The sequence below is a fragment of the Microbacterium sp. Y547 genome (genome assembly GCF_057669785.1).
In genome coordinates, this window is record NZ_JBYHFN010000004.1 from 159737 (window position 1) to 172615 (window position 12879).

Annotated in this window: 14 protein-coding genes and 2 tRNA genes; 8 read left to right on the top strand and 8 right to left on the bottom strand. The window is 67.7% G+C overall.

Features of this window, described 5'->3' with window-relative positions:
- Positions 1-9: 9 nt before the first annotated feature.
- The 5 genes from AC25Y0_RS07960 to pknB are packed head-to-tail and all read left to right on the top strand — an operon-like array spanning position 10 to position 7569.
- Positions 10-1248 (top strand): PP2C family protein-serine/threonine phosphatase, encoded by a 1239-nt coding sequence (locus tag AC25Y0_RS07960; protein ID WP_488134482.1) that lies wholly within the window; start codon positions 10-12, stop codon positions 1246-1248.
- Positions 1245-2627: an FtsW/RodA/SpoVE family cell cycle protein gene (locus AC25Y0_RS07965; RefSeq protein ID WP_488123679.1), complete on the top strand. Its 1383-nt coding sequence runs from the start codon at positions 1245-1247 to the stop codon at positions 2625-2627. The genes AC25Y0_RS07960 and AC25Y0_RS07965 overlap by 4 nt, the downstream gene beginning before the upstream one ends.
- A complete protein-coding gene (locus AC25Y0_RS07970; RefSeq protein WP_488123678.1) occupies positions 2624-4096 on the top strand; it encodes a peptidoglycan D,D-transpeptidase FtsI family protein in 1473 nt (490 codons plus the stop codon). Before AC25Y0_RS07965 ends, AC25Y0_RS07970 begins: the two co-directional genes overlap by 4 nt.
- Positions 4093-5823, top strand: coding sequence for a protein kinase domain-containing protein (locus AC25Y0_RS07975; RefSeq protein WP_488123677.1), 1731 nt, complete (start codon positions 4093-4095; stop codon positions 5821-5823). The genes AC25Y0_RS07970 and AC25Y0_RS07975 overlap by 4 nt, the downstream gene beginning before the upstream one ends.
- Positions 5824-5871: 48 nt before the next feature.
- Complete coding sequence (gene pknB, locus AC25Y0_RS07980; RefSeq protein WP_488123676.1) at positions 5872-7569, top strand: Stk1 family PASTA domain-containing Ser/Thr kinase; 1698 nt, start codon at positions 5872-5874, stop codon at positions 7567-7569.
- Between the two features lie 37 nt (positions 7570-7606).
- Here pknB and AC25Y0_RS07985 read toward each other — a convergent pair whose 3' ends face one another.
- Genes AC25Y0_RS07985 through AC25Y0_RS07995 form a run of 3 tightly spaced genes read right to left on the bottom strand, consistent with a single transcriptional unit; the run spans position 7607 to position 9152 of the window.
- Positions 7607-8236 carry a glutamine amidotransferase-related protein gene (locus AC25Y0_RS07985; RefSeq protein ID WP_488123675.1) on the bottom strand — a complete coding sequence of 210 codons (630 nt, stop codon included), beginning with the start codon at positions 8234-8236 and terminating at the stop codon, positions 7607-7609.
- Complete coding sequence (locus tag AC25Y0_RS07990; protein ID WP_488123674.1) at positions 8233-8388, bottom strand: hypothetical protein; 156 nt, start codon at positions 8386-8388, stop codon at positions 8233-8235. Before AC25Y0_RS07990 ends, AC25Y0_RS07985 begins: the two co-directional genes overlap by 4 nt.
- The gene (locus AC25Y0_RS07995; RefSeq protein WP_488134483.1) at positions 8388-9152 is read right to left on the bottom strand and encodes a class E sortase; all 765 of its coding nucleotides are present in this window, start codon (positions 9150-9152) and stop codon (positions 8388-8390) included. The genes AC25Y0_RS07990 and AC25Y0_RS07995 overlap by 1 nt, the downstream gene beginning before the upstream one ends.
- 55 nt (positions 9153-9207) lie before the next feature.
- Here AC25Y0_RS07995 and AC25Y0_RS08000 point away from each other — a divergent pair, with 55 nt between their 5' ends.
- Complete coding sequence (locus tag AC25Y0_RS08000) at positions 9208-9447, top strand: cell division protein CrgA (protein WP_488123672.1); 240 nt, start codon at positions 9208-9210, stop codon at positions 9445-9447.
- Between the two features lie 129 nt (positions 9448-9576).
- Here AC25Y0_RS08000 and AC25Y0_RS08005 read toward each other — a convergent pair whose 3' ends face one another.
- Both AC25Y0_RS08005 and AC25Y0_RS08010 read right to left on the bottom strand, forming a co-directional pair.
- On the bottom strand, positions 9577-10245 hold the full coding sequence (locus AC25Y0_RS08005; protein WP_488123671.1) for a rhomboid family intramembrane serine protease: 669 nt from the start codon (positions 10243-10245) through the stop codon (positions 9577-9579).
- 247 nt (positions 10246-10492) lie between these two features.
- Positions 10493-11050, bottom strand: a complete 558-nt coding sequence (locus AC25Y0_RS08010) for a peptidylprolyl isomerase (RefSeq protein ID WP_488123670.1) — start codon at positions 11048-11050, stop codon at positions 10493-10495.
- A 102-nt stretch (positions 11051-11152) separates the two neighbouring features.
- Between AC25Y0_RS08010 and AC25Y0_RS08015 the strand changes: the two genes are divergently transcribed.
- A complete protein-coding gene (locus AC25Y0_RS08015) occupies positions 11153-11737 on the top strand; it encodes a DNA helicase (RefSeq protein ID WP_488123669.1) in 585 nt (194 codons plus the stop codon).
- The gene (locus AC25Y0_RS08020) at positions 11734-12225 is read left to right on the top strand and encodes an aminoacyl-tRNA deacylase (RefSeq protein ID WP_488123668.1); all 492 of its coding nucleotides are present in this window, start codon (positions 11734-11736) and stop codon (positions 12223-12225) included. Before AC25Y0_RS08015 ends, AC25Y0_RS08020 begins: the two co-directional genes overlap by 4 nt.
- 9 nt (positions 12226-12234) lie before the next feature.
- On the opposite strand, the gene AC25Y0_RS08025 is transcribed toward AC25Y0_RS08020, so the two are convergent.
- From AC25Y0_RS08025 to AC25Y0_RS08035, 3 genes are all read right to left on the bottom strand, one after another.
- Entirely contained in the window at positions 12235-12657 is a 423-nt protein-coding gene (locus tag AC25Y0_RS08025) for an NUDIX hydrolase (RefSeq protein WP_488123667.1), read from the bottom strand.
- Positions 12658-12712: 55 nt separating this feature from the next.
- Positions 12713-12785: transfer RNA gene (locus tag AC25Y0_RS08030), tRNA-Ala, on the bottom strand.
- Between the two features lie 17 nt (positions 12786-12802).
- Positions 12803-12876, bottom strand: a tRNA-Ile gene (locus AC25Y0_RS08035).
- Between the last annotated feature and the right edge of the window lie 3 nt (positions 12877-12879).

Here is a 12879-nt window from a genome sequence, read left to right on the forward strand (position 1 = left end):
CCCGAGCGCATGGTCTTCCAGGGCTCGAGCACCGCGATCTCGCACACCGGCAAGGTGCGCTCCAACAACCAGGACTCCGGCTACGCCGGACCCAACCTGTTCGTGGTCGCCGACGGCATGGGCGGTCACGCCGGAGGAGACGTCGCCTCCAGCCTCGCCGTGGCCCGACTCGAAGCCGTCGACCAGCCGTTCACCTCGCCGGCCGAGGCCGAAAAAGCCCTGCGCGAGGCGATCGCCGACACGGCGATCGAGCTCGTCGACACGGTGCACGTGCGGCCCGAGCTCGCCGGCATGGGCACGACCGTGAGCGCGCTCGTCATGGTCGATGACTACGCCGTCATCGCGCACATCGGCGATTCGCGCATCTACCTCTACCGTGACGGCTCGCTCACACAGATCACCACCGATCACACGTTCGTGCAGCGGCTGGTCGACTCGGGGCGCATCACACCCGAAGAAGCCCGCTTCCATCCGCGACGCTCCGTGCTCATGCGCGTGCTCGGCGACATGGCGACCGAGCCCGAGATCGACACCTTCGTCATGCCGACGCTGCCGGGCGATCGCTGGCTGCTCTGCTCGGACGGGCTGTCAGGCGTCGTCGACGATGCGCACCTGGCCAAGGTGCTCGGATACGGGCACGCCCCCGGCCGCACGGCCGATCAGCTGCTCAAGCAGGCGCTGGATGGCGGCGCCCCGGACAATGTCACGATCGTGATCGTCGACGTCGGGGGGCAGCATCCGCTCTTCTCGGGCACCCCGACGATCGTCGGATCGGCCTCGAACCCCATCGGCATCGACGTGCCCGCCACCCGCACCGGGCGCACGAGCTGGCTGCACGCCGGACGCCAGGCGGCGAACGAGCCGACGCACTTCGAACCGGCCGCCGAGTTCTTCGAAGAGCTCATCGAAGAGGACCGCCGCCGAGCGCGCCGCCGCCGGTTCGGCTGGATCATCGGGCTCGTGCTCGTGCTCGGGCTGCTCGCCGCGGGGACATTCGGTGCCTACCAGTGGACCCAGACACGGTTCTACGTCGGCGCCGACGACGACACCGTCGTCATCTTCCGCGGTATCCAGCAGAACATCGGCCCGATCAGCCTGTCGACCGTCTACGAAGACACCGGCATAGAGCTCGACTCGCTTTCGGCGTTCACCCGGGAAAGGATCGAGCAGACGATCTCGGCCGACTCGCTCCGCCGCGCACGCGGCATCGTCTCATCGATCACGCTCGAGGAAGGAGGCGAGCCATGAGTTCCGACACCCAGGCGGTGACCACCGATACCGCCGTCGTGCGTGCACTGCGGCGCATCCGGGTTCCGCAGATGCAGCGCAATCGCGAATTCGCGCTGCTCGTCTTCGCGTTCGTCATCAACGGATCCGCCGTCGCACTGGTCCAGCTCGGTGCGCAGGGCGCGATCGACAGTTCGTTCCTCATCTACTGCGGCGTGCTCGCCGCCCTTGTGCTGGCGATCCACATCGTGCTGCGCCTGCGCGCGCGCGACGCCGACCCGTTCGTACTGCCGATCGCCACGCTTCTGACGGGCCTCGGGCTCGCCATGATCTATCGGCTCGACCTTCACTGGGACCGCACGGGCTGGGGCGCATTCTCGACGCGCCAGCTCGCTTGGGCCGGGATCGCTCTCGTGCTCGCGATCGCCGTCGTCATCCTGTTGCGCAACTACCGCGTGCTGTTCCGGTACACCTACATCTTCGGGTTCGTCGCGATTCTGCTCCTCATCCTGCCGATCATTCCGGGGTTGAGCGGCGGAGGCAACGCCGATGTCTGGGTGGACGTCGGGCTGTTCACCTTCCAGCCCGGCGAGCTCGCGAAGATCTGCCTCGCGATCTTCTTCGCGGGCTATCTCGTGCGTACGCGCGAGAGTCTGAGCTCGGTCGGCAAGCGGTTCCTGGGCGTGACGTGGCCGCGCGCCCGAGAACTGGGCCCGCTCCTCGTTCTGTGGCTGATCTCGCTCGGCATCATCGTCATGCAGCGCGACCTCGGCACGGGCCTGCTCATCTTCGGCATGTTCGTCGCCATGCTCTACGTCGCAACGGGCAAGACCAGCTGGGTCATCATCGGCGTGGTGCTGGCGGCGGCGGGCGCGTTCGTGGCATCCCGGCTGCTGCCGTACGTCGGCACACGGTTCACGATCTGGCTGGATGCCTTCAACCCCGAGCTGATGGACAACTCGAGCTTCCAACTGGTCACGGGCATCTTCGGGCTCGCGCAGGGCGGACTCGTCGGCACGGGACTCGGCCAGGGCCGCCCCTACCTCACCCCCGTCGCCGAGAGCGACTACATCCTTCCCGCGCTCGGTGAAGAGCTCGGCCTCGTCGGCGTCTTCGCGATCCTGTGCCTGTACATGGTGTTCACGAGCCGCGGCATCCGGATCGGCCTCACCGGCCAAGACGACTTCGGCAAGCTGCTGGCGACGGGCCTGTCGTTCACGATCGCCCTGCAGGTGTTCATCATGGTCGGCGGTGTGACGCGGCTGATCCCGCTCACGGGTCTCACGACACCGTTCCTCGCCGCCGGTGGCTCCTCGCTCGTGGCCAACTGGATCATCGTCGCCCTGCTGCTGCGCATCTCGGACTCCGTGCGTTCCCGACCGAGGGTGGTGATCGGATGACGAAAGAGCTGCGCCGACTCAGCATCGTGATGCTGCTCATGTTCGTGGGGCTGTTCGCTTCGACGAGCTGGATCCAGATCGTGCAGGCCGACGAGCTCGCCGAGAACGCCGCGAACCGACGCGCGCTCTACGACTCGTACGAAGTGCAGCGGGGCGCCATCATCGCGAGCGGCTCGGCGATCGCCCGGTCCGTCCCCTCGGGTGACGTGTACAGCTGGCAGCGCGTCTATACGGATGCCGACATGTGGGCCCCCGTCACCGGCTACATCAACCCCGTGCTGGGCTCATCGACGGGCATGGAAGCTGCCATGAACCAGGAACTCAGCGGCACGGCCGGCTCGCAGTTCCTGTCGCGGCTGGATCGGATCATCTCGGGACAGCCCCCGCGCGGCTCGGATGTCGCCCTGACGATGGATGCCACCGTCCAGGCAGCCGCCTACGAAGCACTCGGCGGTCTGCAGGGCGGCATCGTCGCGATCGAGCCGTCGACCGGCCGCATCCTCGCTCTGGTCACGAGCCCCAGCTACGACACCAATCTGCTCGCCTCGCACAACGCCGAGGAGGTCAACGGTGTGTATGCCGAGCTCGTCGCGAACCCGGGCAAACCGCTGTCGAACCGGGCGATCGCGGGTGACCTGAACGCACCCGGATCCACTTTCAAGCTCGTGACCGCTTCGGCCGCCTTGGCGTCGGGCGACTACACGCCCGAATCGACCCTGCCCAACCCGGCGATCTATCAGCTGCCGCAGTCCAACGACACCGTGCGCAACGCGTCGGGTGGCACCTGCGGCGCGGGTGAGACGGTCACGATCGCCGACGCGCTGCGGCTGAGCTGCAACGTGCCCTTCGCCGAGCTCGCGGTCCAGCTGGGCGCCGAGGCCATGCGTGAGGAAGCCGAGAAGTACGGTTTCAACACGTCGTTCTCGATGCCGCTCGTCTCGACCCCCTCGGCTTACCCGCCCACCGAGGATGACCCTCGCGTGCTCGATCCCGCGCAGACCGCGCTCACCGGTTTCGGACAGGGCCGCCTCACGGCGACGCCGCTGCAGATGGCGATGGTGTCTGCCGGCATCGCGAACGAAGGAGTCGTCATGAATCCACGGATGGTCGATCGCATCATCGGGCCAGACCTGTCGGTGCAGCAGGAGTTCGAGGACACCGAGTTCGGCCGCGCCCTCGAGGAGGACATCGCCGCGGACATGGTGGCGCTCATGGTGGCCAATGTCAGTGCGGGCGTCGCGAGCGGTGCAAGAATAGACGGGGTCGAGGTGGCTGGGAAGACCGGAACGGCAGAAAACGGGGCAAGGCCCTACTCCCTGTGGTTCACGGGCTTCGCGCCAGCGGATAATCCGCAGGTGGCCGTTGCGGTCGTCGTCGAAGACGGCGGCGGTCAAGGGCAGTCGGGCAGCGGGAACGCGATCGCGGCTCCCATTGCGAAGAAGGTCATGGAGGCGGTGCTGGGCAGATGAGACCGACACAAGGTGTGACTTTCGGTGGCCGTTACGAGCTCGATTCGCGAATCGCGATCGGCGGTATGGGCGAGGTCTGGGAGGCAACGGATCACGTCATCGGACGGACCGTCGCCATCAAGATCCTCAAAGACGAGTACATGGGGGATCCGGGCTTCCTCGAGCGGTTCCGCGCAGAGGCCCGCCACGCGGCCCTGGTGAACCACGAGGGCATCGCGAGCGTCTTCGACTACGGCGAAGAGAACGGCAGCGCGTTCCTGGTCATGGAACTCGTGCCCGGTGAAGCGCTGTCGACGATCATCGAACGCGACGGCTCGCTCTCGACCGACAAGACGCTCGACATCGTCGCGCAGACGTCGGCCGCACTGCAGGCCGCGCATGCCGCGGGTCTCGTACACCGCGACATCAAGCCGGGAAACCTGCTCATCACGCCCGACGGCCGCGTCAAGATCACCGACTTCGGCATCGCGCGCATCGCCGACCAGGTGCCGCTGACGGCGACCGGCCAGGTCATGGGAACCGTGCAGTACCTGTCGCCCGAACAGGCGTCCGGCCACTCCGCGTCACCCGCGACCGACACTTATTCGCTCGGCATCGTGGCCTACGAGTGCCTCGCCGGCAAGCGCCCCTTCACGGGCGAGTCTCAGGTCGCCATTGCCATGGCACAGATCAACGAGCAGCCCCCGCCGCTGCCGCCGAGCGTGGCCGTGCCGGTGCAGAACCTCGTCATGGCGATGATCGCCAAGAAGCCCGAAGACCGCCCCGCCTCGGCGGCCGCCGTCGCACGCGCCGCTACGGCTCTGCGCCGCGGCGACGTCGCCGCTGCCGCTGCCGCTGTGCCTGCCATCGCCGCGGGAACAGCGATGGGCGACGACATGACGCAGTTGCTCGGCACCGACACGTCGGCCGAGACGCGACTGCTCGGCTCGCCCATCGATGACGGCGAGGACGAAGGCGAAGGCGAAGAGACCGGCAAGCGCAAGCGCAGCGCGTGGACCTGGCCTCTCGTCGCACTCATCACCCTGCTCGTTCTCGTGCTCGGTGGCACGATCTGGGCGCTCGTGGCCAATCAGGAGCCCGCGACCGAACCGACGACCACGTCGGCCACTCCGACGCGCACGACGGCGACGAAGACGCCGACCCCGGAGCCCACGTCGGCGAATGTCGTCGCCGCCGACCTCGAAGGTCTGACGTGCGAAGCGGCCACCGCGATCCTCGACGGCCTCGGGTTCGGTGTCAGCTGCGTCGACGGCGATGCCGCCCCCAACGAGGCGAGCGTCGGTCTGGTCTATCGCGTCGATCCCGTCGGAAACGTACCGTTCGACCGCGTCATCACCCTGACCCGGTACGCCGGGCAGGTGCCCATGGGCACGCCGGGCGCAGCACGCATCTCGGGAACGGTCGAAGCAGGCAGCACCGTGCAGATCGGCTGGGACGGCTATAGCTGCCCCTCGGGCACCGGCAGTGTGAGCGGCTACCAGTTCACGGCGACTCAGGGCGTCTTCCCCGCTTCGGGCCAGTCCACCGCCTGGTTCGGTGCCAACGAGCGTTCCGCCGACCTGCAGGTGACCGGCGCCGCCGGCTCGACCCTGCTCGTGACCTACACCGTCACGTGCACGGGCGGCTCCGCCGGCGAGCGCACGACGGGGCCCTCGCAGGAAGTGAGCGCCGCGATCCAGGCGCCGCCGGCTCCCATCCCGGAGCCGACTGACGACGAGCAGGAGTGAGCGTAGCCTCTCGACTAGTCTGGCTGAAGGTCCGATTCAGGGAGTCAAGTGTCTGCTGAGCCGCGTGTGCTGTCGGGGCGCTACCGTATCGACGAGCTCATCGGGCGCGGTGGTATGGCCAGCGTCTACCGCGGATACGACCTGACGCTCGGGCGCGAAGTCGCCATCAAGGTGCTCGCGCGGGATCTCGCGAACGACAACGCCTTCCGCACCCGTTTCCGCCTCGAGGCGCAGGCGGCCTCGCGCATGGCGCATCCGGCCATCGTGCGGGTCTTCGACGCGGGTGAAGACTCCGAGACCCAGCCCGACGGCTCTGTACGCCCCGTGCCGTTCATCGTCATGGAGCTCGTCAAGGGCGCCCTGCTGAAGGACATCATCGCCCGTGGGCCCGTGACCGACGTCGACGCCGTGCGCTACGTCGACGGCATCCTCGAGGCGCTCGAATACTCGCACCGGGCGGGCGTCGTGCACCGTGACATCAAGCCGGGCAACGTCATGGTGACCGATGCCGGGCAGGTCAAGGTCATGGACTTCGGCATCGCCCGCGCCGTGTCCGACGGCTCGGCCACGGTCGCCGAGACGACCGCAATCCTCGGCACAGCCGCATACTTCTCGCCCGAGCAGGCCAAGGGCGAACCCGTCGACGCCCGCGCCGATCTGTATTCGGCCGGTGTCGTGCTGTACGAACTGCTCGCGGGGCGCCCGCCGTTCCGCGGCGAATCACCCGTCGCCGTCGCGTACCAGCACGTCAGCGAAGCGCCCGTGCCGCCGTCGGAGTTCAACGAGTCGGTGCCGCGCGCCCTCGACGCCGTCGCCCTGCGCGCCCTCGCGAAAGATCCCTTCCAGCGCTATCAGGATGCCGCGAGCTTCCGCCAGGCACTCGATGCGACGATCGACGGCGATGCTCCCACGAAGCGCCAGATGAAGGCGCTCACGAGCGAACTGTACGGACCCAATCCGCGCCAGGCCGCCGAGACGGCCCGCTCGCTGCGGCAGCTGAGCACCGACACAACGATGAAGCGCACGCAGGCGGGTCCCCCCGTCGCGTGGATCTGGTCGGGCGTCGCGCTCGTCGCGGTGCTGTTGGCCGCCGTGCTCTTCTGGGTGCTCACGATCAGGCCCGACGGGGGAGAGGTCCCCTCGATCGCGCGCATCGTGCCGGATGTCACCGGGGTGACCTACGAGCGAGCCGCACGTGATCTCGGCGAACAAGACCTCATCGCGTTCCGTGTCGACGAGCCGAATCCCGACGTGGCCGATGGCATCGTCATCCGCACCGACCCGCTGCCCGGTGAGTCGGTGTCGCCCGAGCAGGAGATCCGCGTCTACGTGTCGTCCGGCCAGGAGATGTCGACCGTGCCCGTGCTGGAAGGCCTCGGGCAGGATGCCGCCGTCGCCGCGCTCGAAGCGGCAGGCCTCACGCTCGGCACCGTGACGCAGCGCAACGACCCCGCCCTCGCGGCAGGCACCGTCATGTCGGCCGACCGCGCGCCCGAGGCCGAAGTGCCCAAGGGATCGCCGGTCAATCTCGTCGTCGCCTCGGGCCGGGTGACCCTCATCGACGTGACGGGCTACACGGTCGACGCCGCGAGCCGCCAGCTCGCCGATCTCGGGCTCGAGGTCGCCACGCAAGAGGACAGCACGTGCCGCGCCGACCAACCGCCGATCGTGCGGTCGCAGTCCCTCGCGCCCGGCGACGTGCCGGTGCGATCGGCCGTGACCCTGGTGTTCTGCTCCGGATCGTGAGCGACAGGCTCTCAGCGTCTGACCTCAGCGTCTGACCTCAGCGCCGCGGGTGGAGCGCCGCGCCGCGAGCAGCGGCATCCGCGTAACCGACCTGCGCGAGCCAATTGCCGAGCAGACCATGGCCGCCCTCGGTCAGCACGCTCTCGGGGTGGAACTGCACCCCCTGAACAGGCGCCGAGCGGTGCGCGATACCCATGATGACGCCCGCATCGGTTCGACTGGTGACGATGAGCTCAGCGGGCAGGGTCTCGGGCACGATCGCGAGGGAGTGATAGCGCGTCGCGACGAAGGGGTCGGCAAGCCCGGCGTAGAGCGCGGAACCGTCATGATGCACGAGCGAGGTCATACCGTGCATCAGCTCGGGCGCCTCGGCGACATGGGCGCCGAACGCCGCGGCGATCGCCTGGTGCCCGAGGCAGACGCCCAGAAGGGGGATGCCGCGACGCGCCGCAGCCCGCACGACGGCGATCGACGCGCCGGCACCCGCCGGTGCGCCGGGTCCAGGTGAGACGAGCACGCCCGCGAAGGCGGACACCGTGTCGTCGGCGTTTCGTACCTGGTCGGCCTCGATCAGCTCGGTGGCGGCGCCGAGCTCGTGCAGGTAGCCGATGAGCGTGTGGACGAAGCTGTCGTGATTGTCAACGACGAGCACCGCGCGCGAGCTCACTGGACGATGACCTCTTGCGGGTTGACGAACTGGCTGACCCACGGGAACACATAGAACGCGAGGCCGTAGAGGATCGCGGCGACGGCGACGAGAACGATGAGCAGGCGCACCCACCAGGGTCCGGGGAGGGCCCGCCACAGTGCGGCGTACATCAGGCTCCTTCGTTCAGGGCAGAAGGGGCGCCCGCAGCGCGGGGCGTGAACGAATCGAAGACTCCGTACGCGACGATGCGTTCGGCCAACGAGAACATGGGACTGCAGCTTGTCAGAGTGATGTAACTCGTCGTCGCTTCGACATCGAGCTCCTGCGGCACGGGCAGCAGCACGTCGACCTCGTCGGGGCGCACGTACTGGAGTGTGCGGAAGCGGTAGGTGTACCAGCCGTCCGGGGTCTCGACGACGATGGGATCGTTGATGCGCAGCTCGGCGACCTGGTTGAAGGGCTTGCCCCATGTCGTGCGGTGGCCGGCGAGGGCGAAATTGCCGACCTCGCCGGGCATCGGCGAGCCGGGATAGTGGCCGATGCCGATGGGGTCGAGGGTTCCCGCCCGGGTGACGCCGCCGGCCATCTCTACGGCGTAGTCCGCGCCGAAGCGGGGAACCCGCATGACGCCGAACACCTCGGTGTCGGCGGGTTCGGGCAGGATGATGGGCTCGGCTGTCTCGGCGAGCGGCTCACCCTCGGGAGGCGGCGCCGGCGGCTCGTACTGCTGCGCCCACTGCGTGATCGTCTCATTGCCGGTCGCGTTCCGCTGCGCGCCGTAGATCATGTCACCGACCCAGAGCTGCCAGACGACGTAGAGCAGCGTGATGACGCCGGCGGTGATGAGCAGCTCGCCGATGACGCCGGTGACCGAGACGCCGCGACGGCGCCGCGCACGGCGGATCATCGATGTCGTCATTGTGGCTTGTTGCACATTCGAAGTGTAGTGAGCACATGCTGAATCTCAGCTGGCCGCTAGACTGGCGGACATGGCACGTTCCGGCAGAGATGACGACGCGTTGATCGAACGCGCAGAGGGCGATTTGGCCCCCAACCCCGTGTGGTTCAAGCCGATCATGATCGGTCTGATGCTCGCAGGGCTTGTCTGGGTGCTCGTCTTCTACTTGAGCGGCATGCAGTACCCGATTCCAGGCATCGCGGGATGGAACCTCGTGATCGGCTTCGGCATCGCCTTCATCGGCTTCCTCATGACGACGCGCTGGCGCTAGCCGCCCTCCTCGTTGCTCCGAAAACCGGCGTCCGCACCCGCGCACGCCGGTTTTCGCGTGCGCGGAGACAGAGTTATCCACAGGTTCATCCACAGGTGGGGATGAATCACACCGGTGTAGTTCTTCGGATCACAGGCCGATGTAGGGCGGCAGCACCGTGAAGACCGGCACGACCAGCAGCAGCACGAGGCCCGCGCCGACAGCGCCGAGGAGCAGGAGTTGCATCTTCTGCTGACTCCGGGCGCGCGTACGCGTGAAGACGAACCCCACGAGCAGGCCCACGACCAGACCGCCCACGTGCGCCTGCCATGAGACGTTGAAGCCCGGGACGAACCCGATCGCGAGGTTCACCCCGAGGATCACCGCGATCCCACCGATATTGATCCCAATGTGCCGCCCGATCACGATCAGCGCACCGAACAGGCCGAAGATCGCCCCCGACGCTCCGACCACGGGCGTGCTGAACGACAGCAGTGTGACAGCGACCGAGCCGCCCATCGTGCTCAGCAGATAGAGCGCGACGAACCGGCCCCGACCGAGCAGCGGCTCGAGACTGCGGCCGATGAGCCACAGCGCGAGCATGTTGAGCCCGACGTGCCAGAAGCCGGAGTGCACGAGGGCGACGGTCAGGAGGCGCCACGGTTCGAAGGTTCCCGTGAGGGGTGGGTACAGCGTCGGCGCCCAGAAGAGCAGGAAGTTCTCGACGGTGCGACCGAATCCCGGGATGAGCGAGACGACGTAGGCGAGGGCCGTGATCCCGATGATCACGTACGTCGCGAGCGGTCGTGTGTCACTCACCACGATCGGTCGCGAGCGCGACCAGCGGCGTTCGGCCTTTCGCTGCGCCGTCGTCTGGGCGGACTGCTGCGCCTTCATGCACTCCGGGCAGACAACGCCCACGGCTGCGGGGGTCTGGCACTCGGGACAGATCGTCCGCAGGCACCGCTGGCAGAGCACGAAGCTCTGACGGTCAGGATGCCGGTAGCAGAAGTTGTCGCGATTCCTCGCGAAGTCCGCCGAGGTCACGGGGTGAGCACGCGCGGAGTCAGACGGCCTGGATGTCGATCGACTCGATGACCACGGGCTCGACGGGACGGTCGCCCGCACCCGTCGGCACCGCGGCGATCGCGTCGACGACAGCGCGGGAGTCGGCATCGGCGACTTCACCGAAGATCGTGTGCTTGCCCTGCAGCCACGGCGTCGGATCGGTCGTGATGAAGAACTGCGAGCCGTTGGTGCCCTCGGGCTTTCCCGTGATGGCGTTGCGGCGCAGGCCTGCGTTGGCCATCGCGAGCATGTAGGGCTGGTTGAAGGTCAGCTCGCCGTTGATCTCGTCGTCGAAGTTGTAGCCGGGGCCACCGACGCCCTGTCCGAGCGGGTCGCCGCCCTGGATCATGAAGTTCGGGATGATGCGGTGGAAGATGACGCCGTTGTACAGCGGCCCTTCGCCGGGCTTGCCCGTCGCCGGATCGGTCCACGAGCCGGTTCCGTCGGCGAGACCGATGAAGTTCTTGACCGTGCGCGGCGCGTGGTCGCCGAACAGGTTGACGACGATGTCGCCGTGGTTGGTGTGGATCGTGGCAACGGCGGAGTGCTGGGGCATGTCGTACATTCTCGCAGACAAGTTGACAAGCCCCACCTCTCTGGCAGGGTCGCGTCTGGCAAGATGGACAGACCACCGACCCCGTCGAGAGGGAGGATCCCCGTGAGCCTCAGCCGCAAGCGCAAGAAGGAACTACGAAAGCTTCAGTCGCAGGCCAACGCCCTGTGGGAGTCGCAGCAGGTGATCGTCGGGCAAGCGTCCGATGTCGCCCGCGAAGCAGGACGCCAGCTCGGACACTTCGGGCGCGAGCAGGTCGCCCCCCAGGTGCAGGCCCGCTACGACAAGTACGCCGCGCCCTACGTCGACCGGGGCGTCAAGCTGTCCAAGAACGTGCTCGCACACAATGTCGTCCCCGCAGCCGGTGCGGTCGTGGGATCGGCGATGTCCGCGTGGGACGCCGCGAACGAGACCCGCGCACGCCTCGCGGCCGGTCGCGGGTTCGCTCTGCCTGACGCAGGCAAGTACTCCAAGAAGGCCGACAAGTACGCCAAGAACGTCTCGCGACGTCTGTCTGCCGGCGTGAGCGCCCTGGAGCCGAAGAAGAAGGGCATGGGCGCCGGTGGCGTCATCGCCATCATCCTCGGTGTGGCCGCTGCTGCCGGTGTGCTGTACGCCGCGTGGCAGACACTGCGCGCTGATGACGAACTGTGGGTCGCTGACGACCCGCTGCGGGCACCCGACGCGTGAACGATCCGCTCGCGCGGGTTCGAGAAGCGGCATCCGCTCGCGGACTGGACATCGACCTGCGCGAGCGGCCCGCCGCGAAGAGCCTGCCCGAAGCGGCGGCTCTTCTCGGCGTTGAGCCGTCTGACATCGTCAAGACGCTCGTGGTGAAGCGCTCGTCGACGAGCTCCGGCACCGGCCCGCAGTATCTGTACGCCCTCGTGCCCGGCGATCGATCGATCTCATGGCTCAAACTGCGCGCCGTCGTCGGAGCGAACAAGCTCACCCTCCCTGATCCTGATGTCGCCTACGCGGCCACCGGCTACGAGCGCGGCACGATCGTCCCGATCGGCGCGCGCGGCGAATGGCCTGTCTACGCCGACGAACGCATCCTCGGTCGTCGCGTAGCGATGGGCGCCGGCGCTCACGGCTACAGCCTCTTCGTCGAGGCGGACGCCCTCATCACCGCTTACGACGCCACGGTCGCCGACATCTCGAGCGAGGCCCGCTAGCGGCATCCATCAGCGGATGCCGGCCATCTCAAGGCCGATGTCGACGAGCTTGACGTGCGGCAGCGACGGCACCTCCGCGAGCGGAAACCACTCGGCTCGTTCCGTCGATCCGCCGATCTCGTTGCGCAGCTCCCCACCGGTGATGTGCGCGCGATAGACGATGCGCAACGTGTGCAGCGGCGACGAGGACTCGGTCAGCCGCCGGCGTGCCGGAATGACCCGCGAATGGATGCCCAGCAGCCCGTCGAGCGCGACACGGTAGCCCGTCTCTTCGTAGACCTCACGGCGGGCGGCGTCTTCGGGATCTTCGCCGGGCTCGAGGCCCCCGCCGGGAAGCGTCCACGAGGCGCGGCGTCCCTCGACCCAGTAAGCGAGAAGCACCCGGTCATCGAGATCCACGACGACCGCGTACGCGGCCACCCGCATGTCCATGCTTCACCTTAAACGAGAAGCGCCGCCCCGGGCAGGGGCGGCGCTTGTCATCCTGTGGAGCCTAGGAGATTCGAACTCCTGACATCCTGCTTGCAAAGCAGGCGCTCTACCAACTGAGCTAAGGCCCCGGGGGCTTTCGTTTTTGTGGGGCTACCAGGACTTGAACCTGGGACCTCTTCATTATCAGTGAAGCGCTCTAACCGCCTGAGCTATAGCCCCGAT

Excerpts from the sequence above, each read along its gene's own strand:
- AC25Y0_RS08010 (WP_488123670.1), bottom strand. The coding sequence starts at position 11,050 with ATGCCCCAGCACTCCGCCGTTGCCACGATCCACACCAACCACGGCGAC.
- AC25Y0_RS07960 (WP_488134482.1), top strand. The coding sequence starts at position 10 with ATGGTCTTCCAGGGCTCGAGCACCGCGATCTCGCACACCGGCAAGGTG.
- AC25Y0_RS08000 (WP_488123672.1), top strand. The coding sequence starts at position 9,208 with ATGGCACGTTCCGGCAGAGATGACGACGCGTTGATCGAACGCGCAGAG.
- AC25Y0_RS07975 (WP_488123677.1), top strand. The coding sequence starts at position 4,093 with ATGAGACCGACACAAGGTGTGACTTTCGGTGGCCGTTACGAGCTCGAT.
- AC25Y0_RS07970 (WP_488123678.1), top strand. The coding sequence starts at position 2,624 with ATGACGAAAGAGCTGCGCCGACTCAGCATCGTGATGCTGCTCATGTTC.
- AC25Y0_RS07965 (WP_488123679.1), top strand. The coding sequence starts at position 1,245 with ATGAGTTCCGACACCCAGGCGGTGACCACCGATACCGCCGTCGTGCGT.
- AC25Y0_RS08025 (WP_488123667.1), bottom strand. The coding sequence starts at position 12,657 with ATGGACATGCGGGTGGCCGCGTACGCGGTCGTCGTGGATCTCGATGAC.
- AC25Y0_RS07990 (WP_488123674.1), bottom strand. The coding sequence starts at position 8,388 with ATGTACGCCGCACTGTGGCGGGCCCTCCCCGGACCCTGGTGGGTGCGC.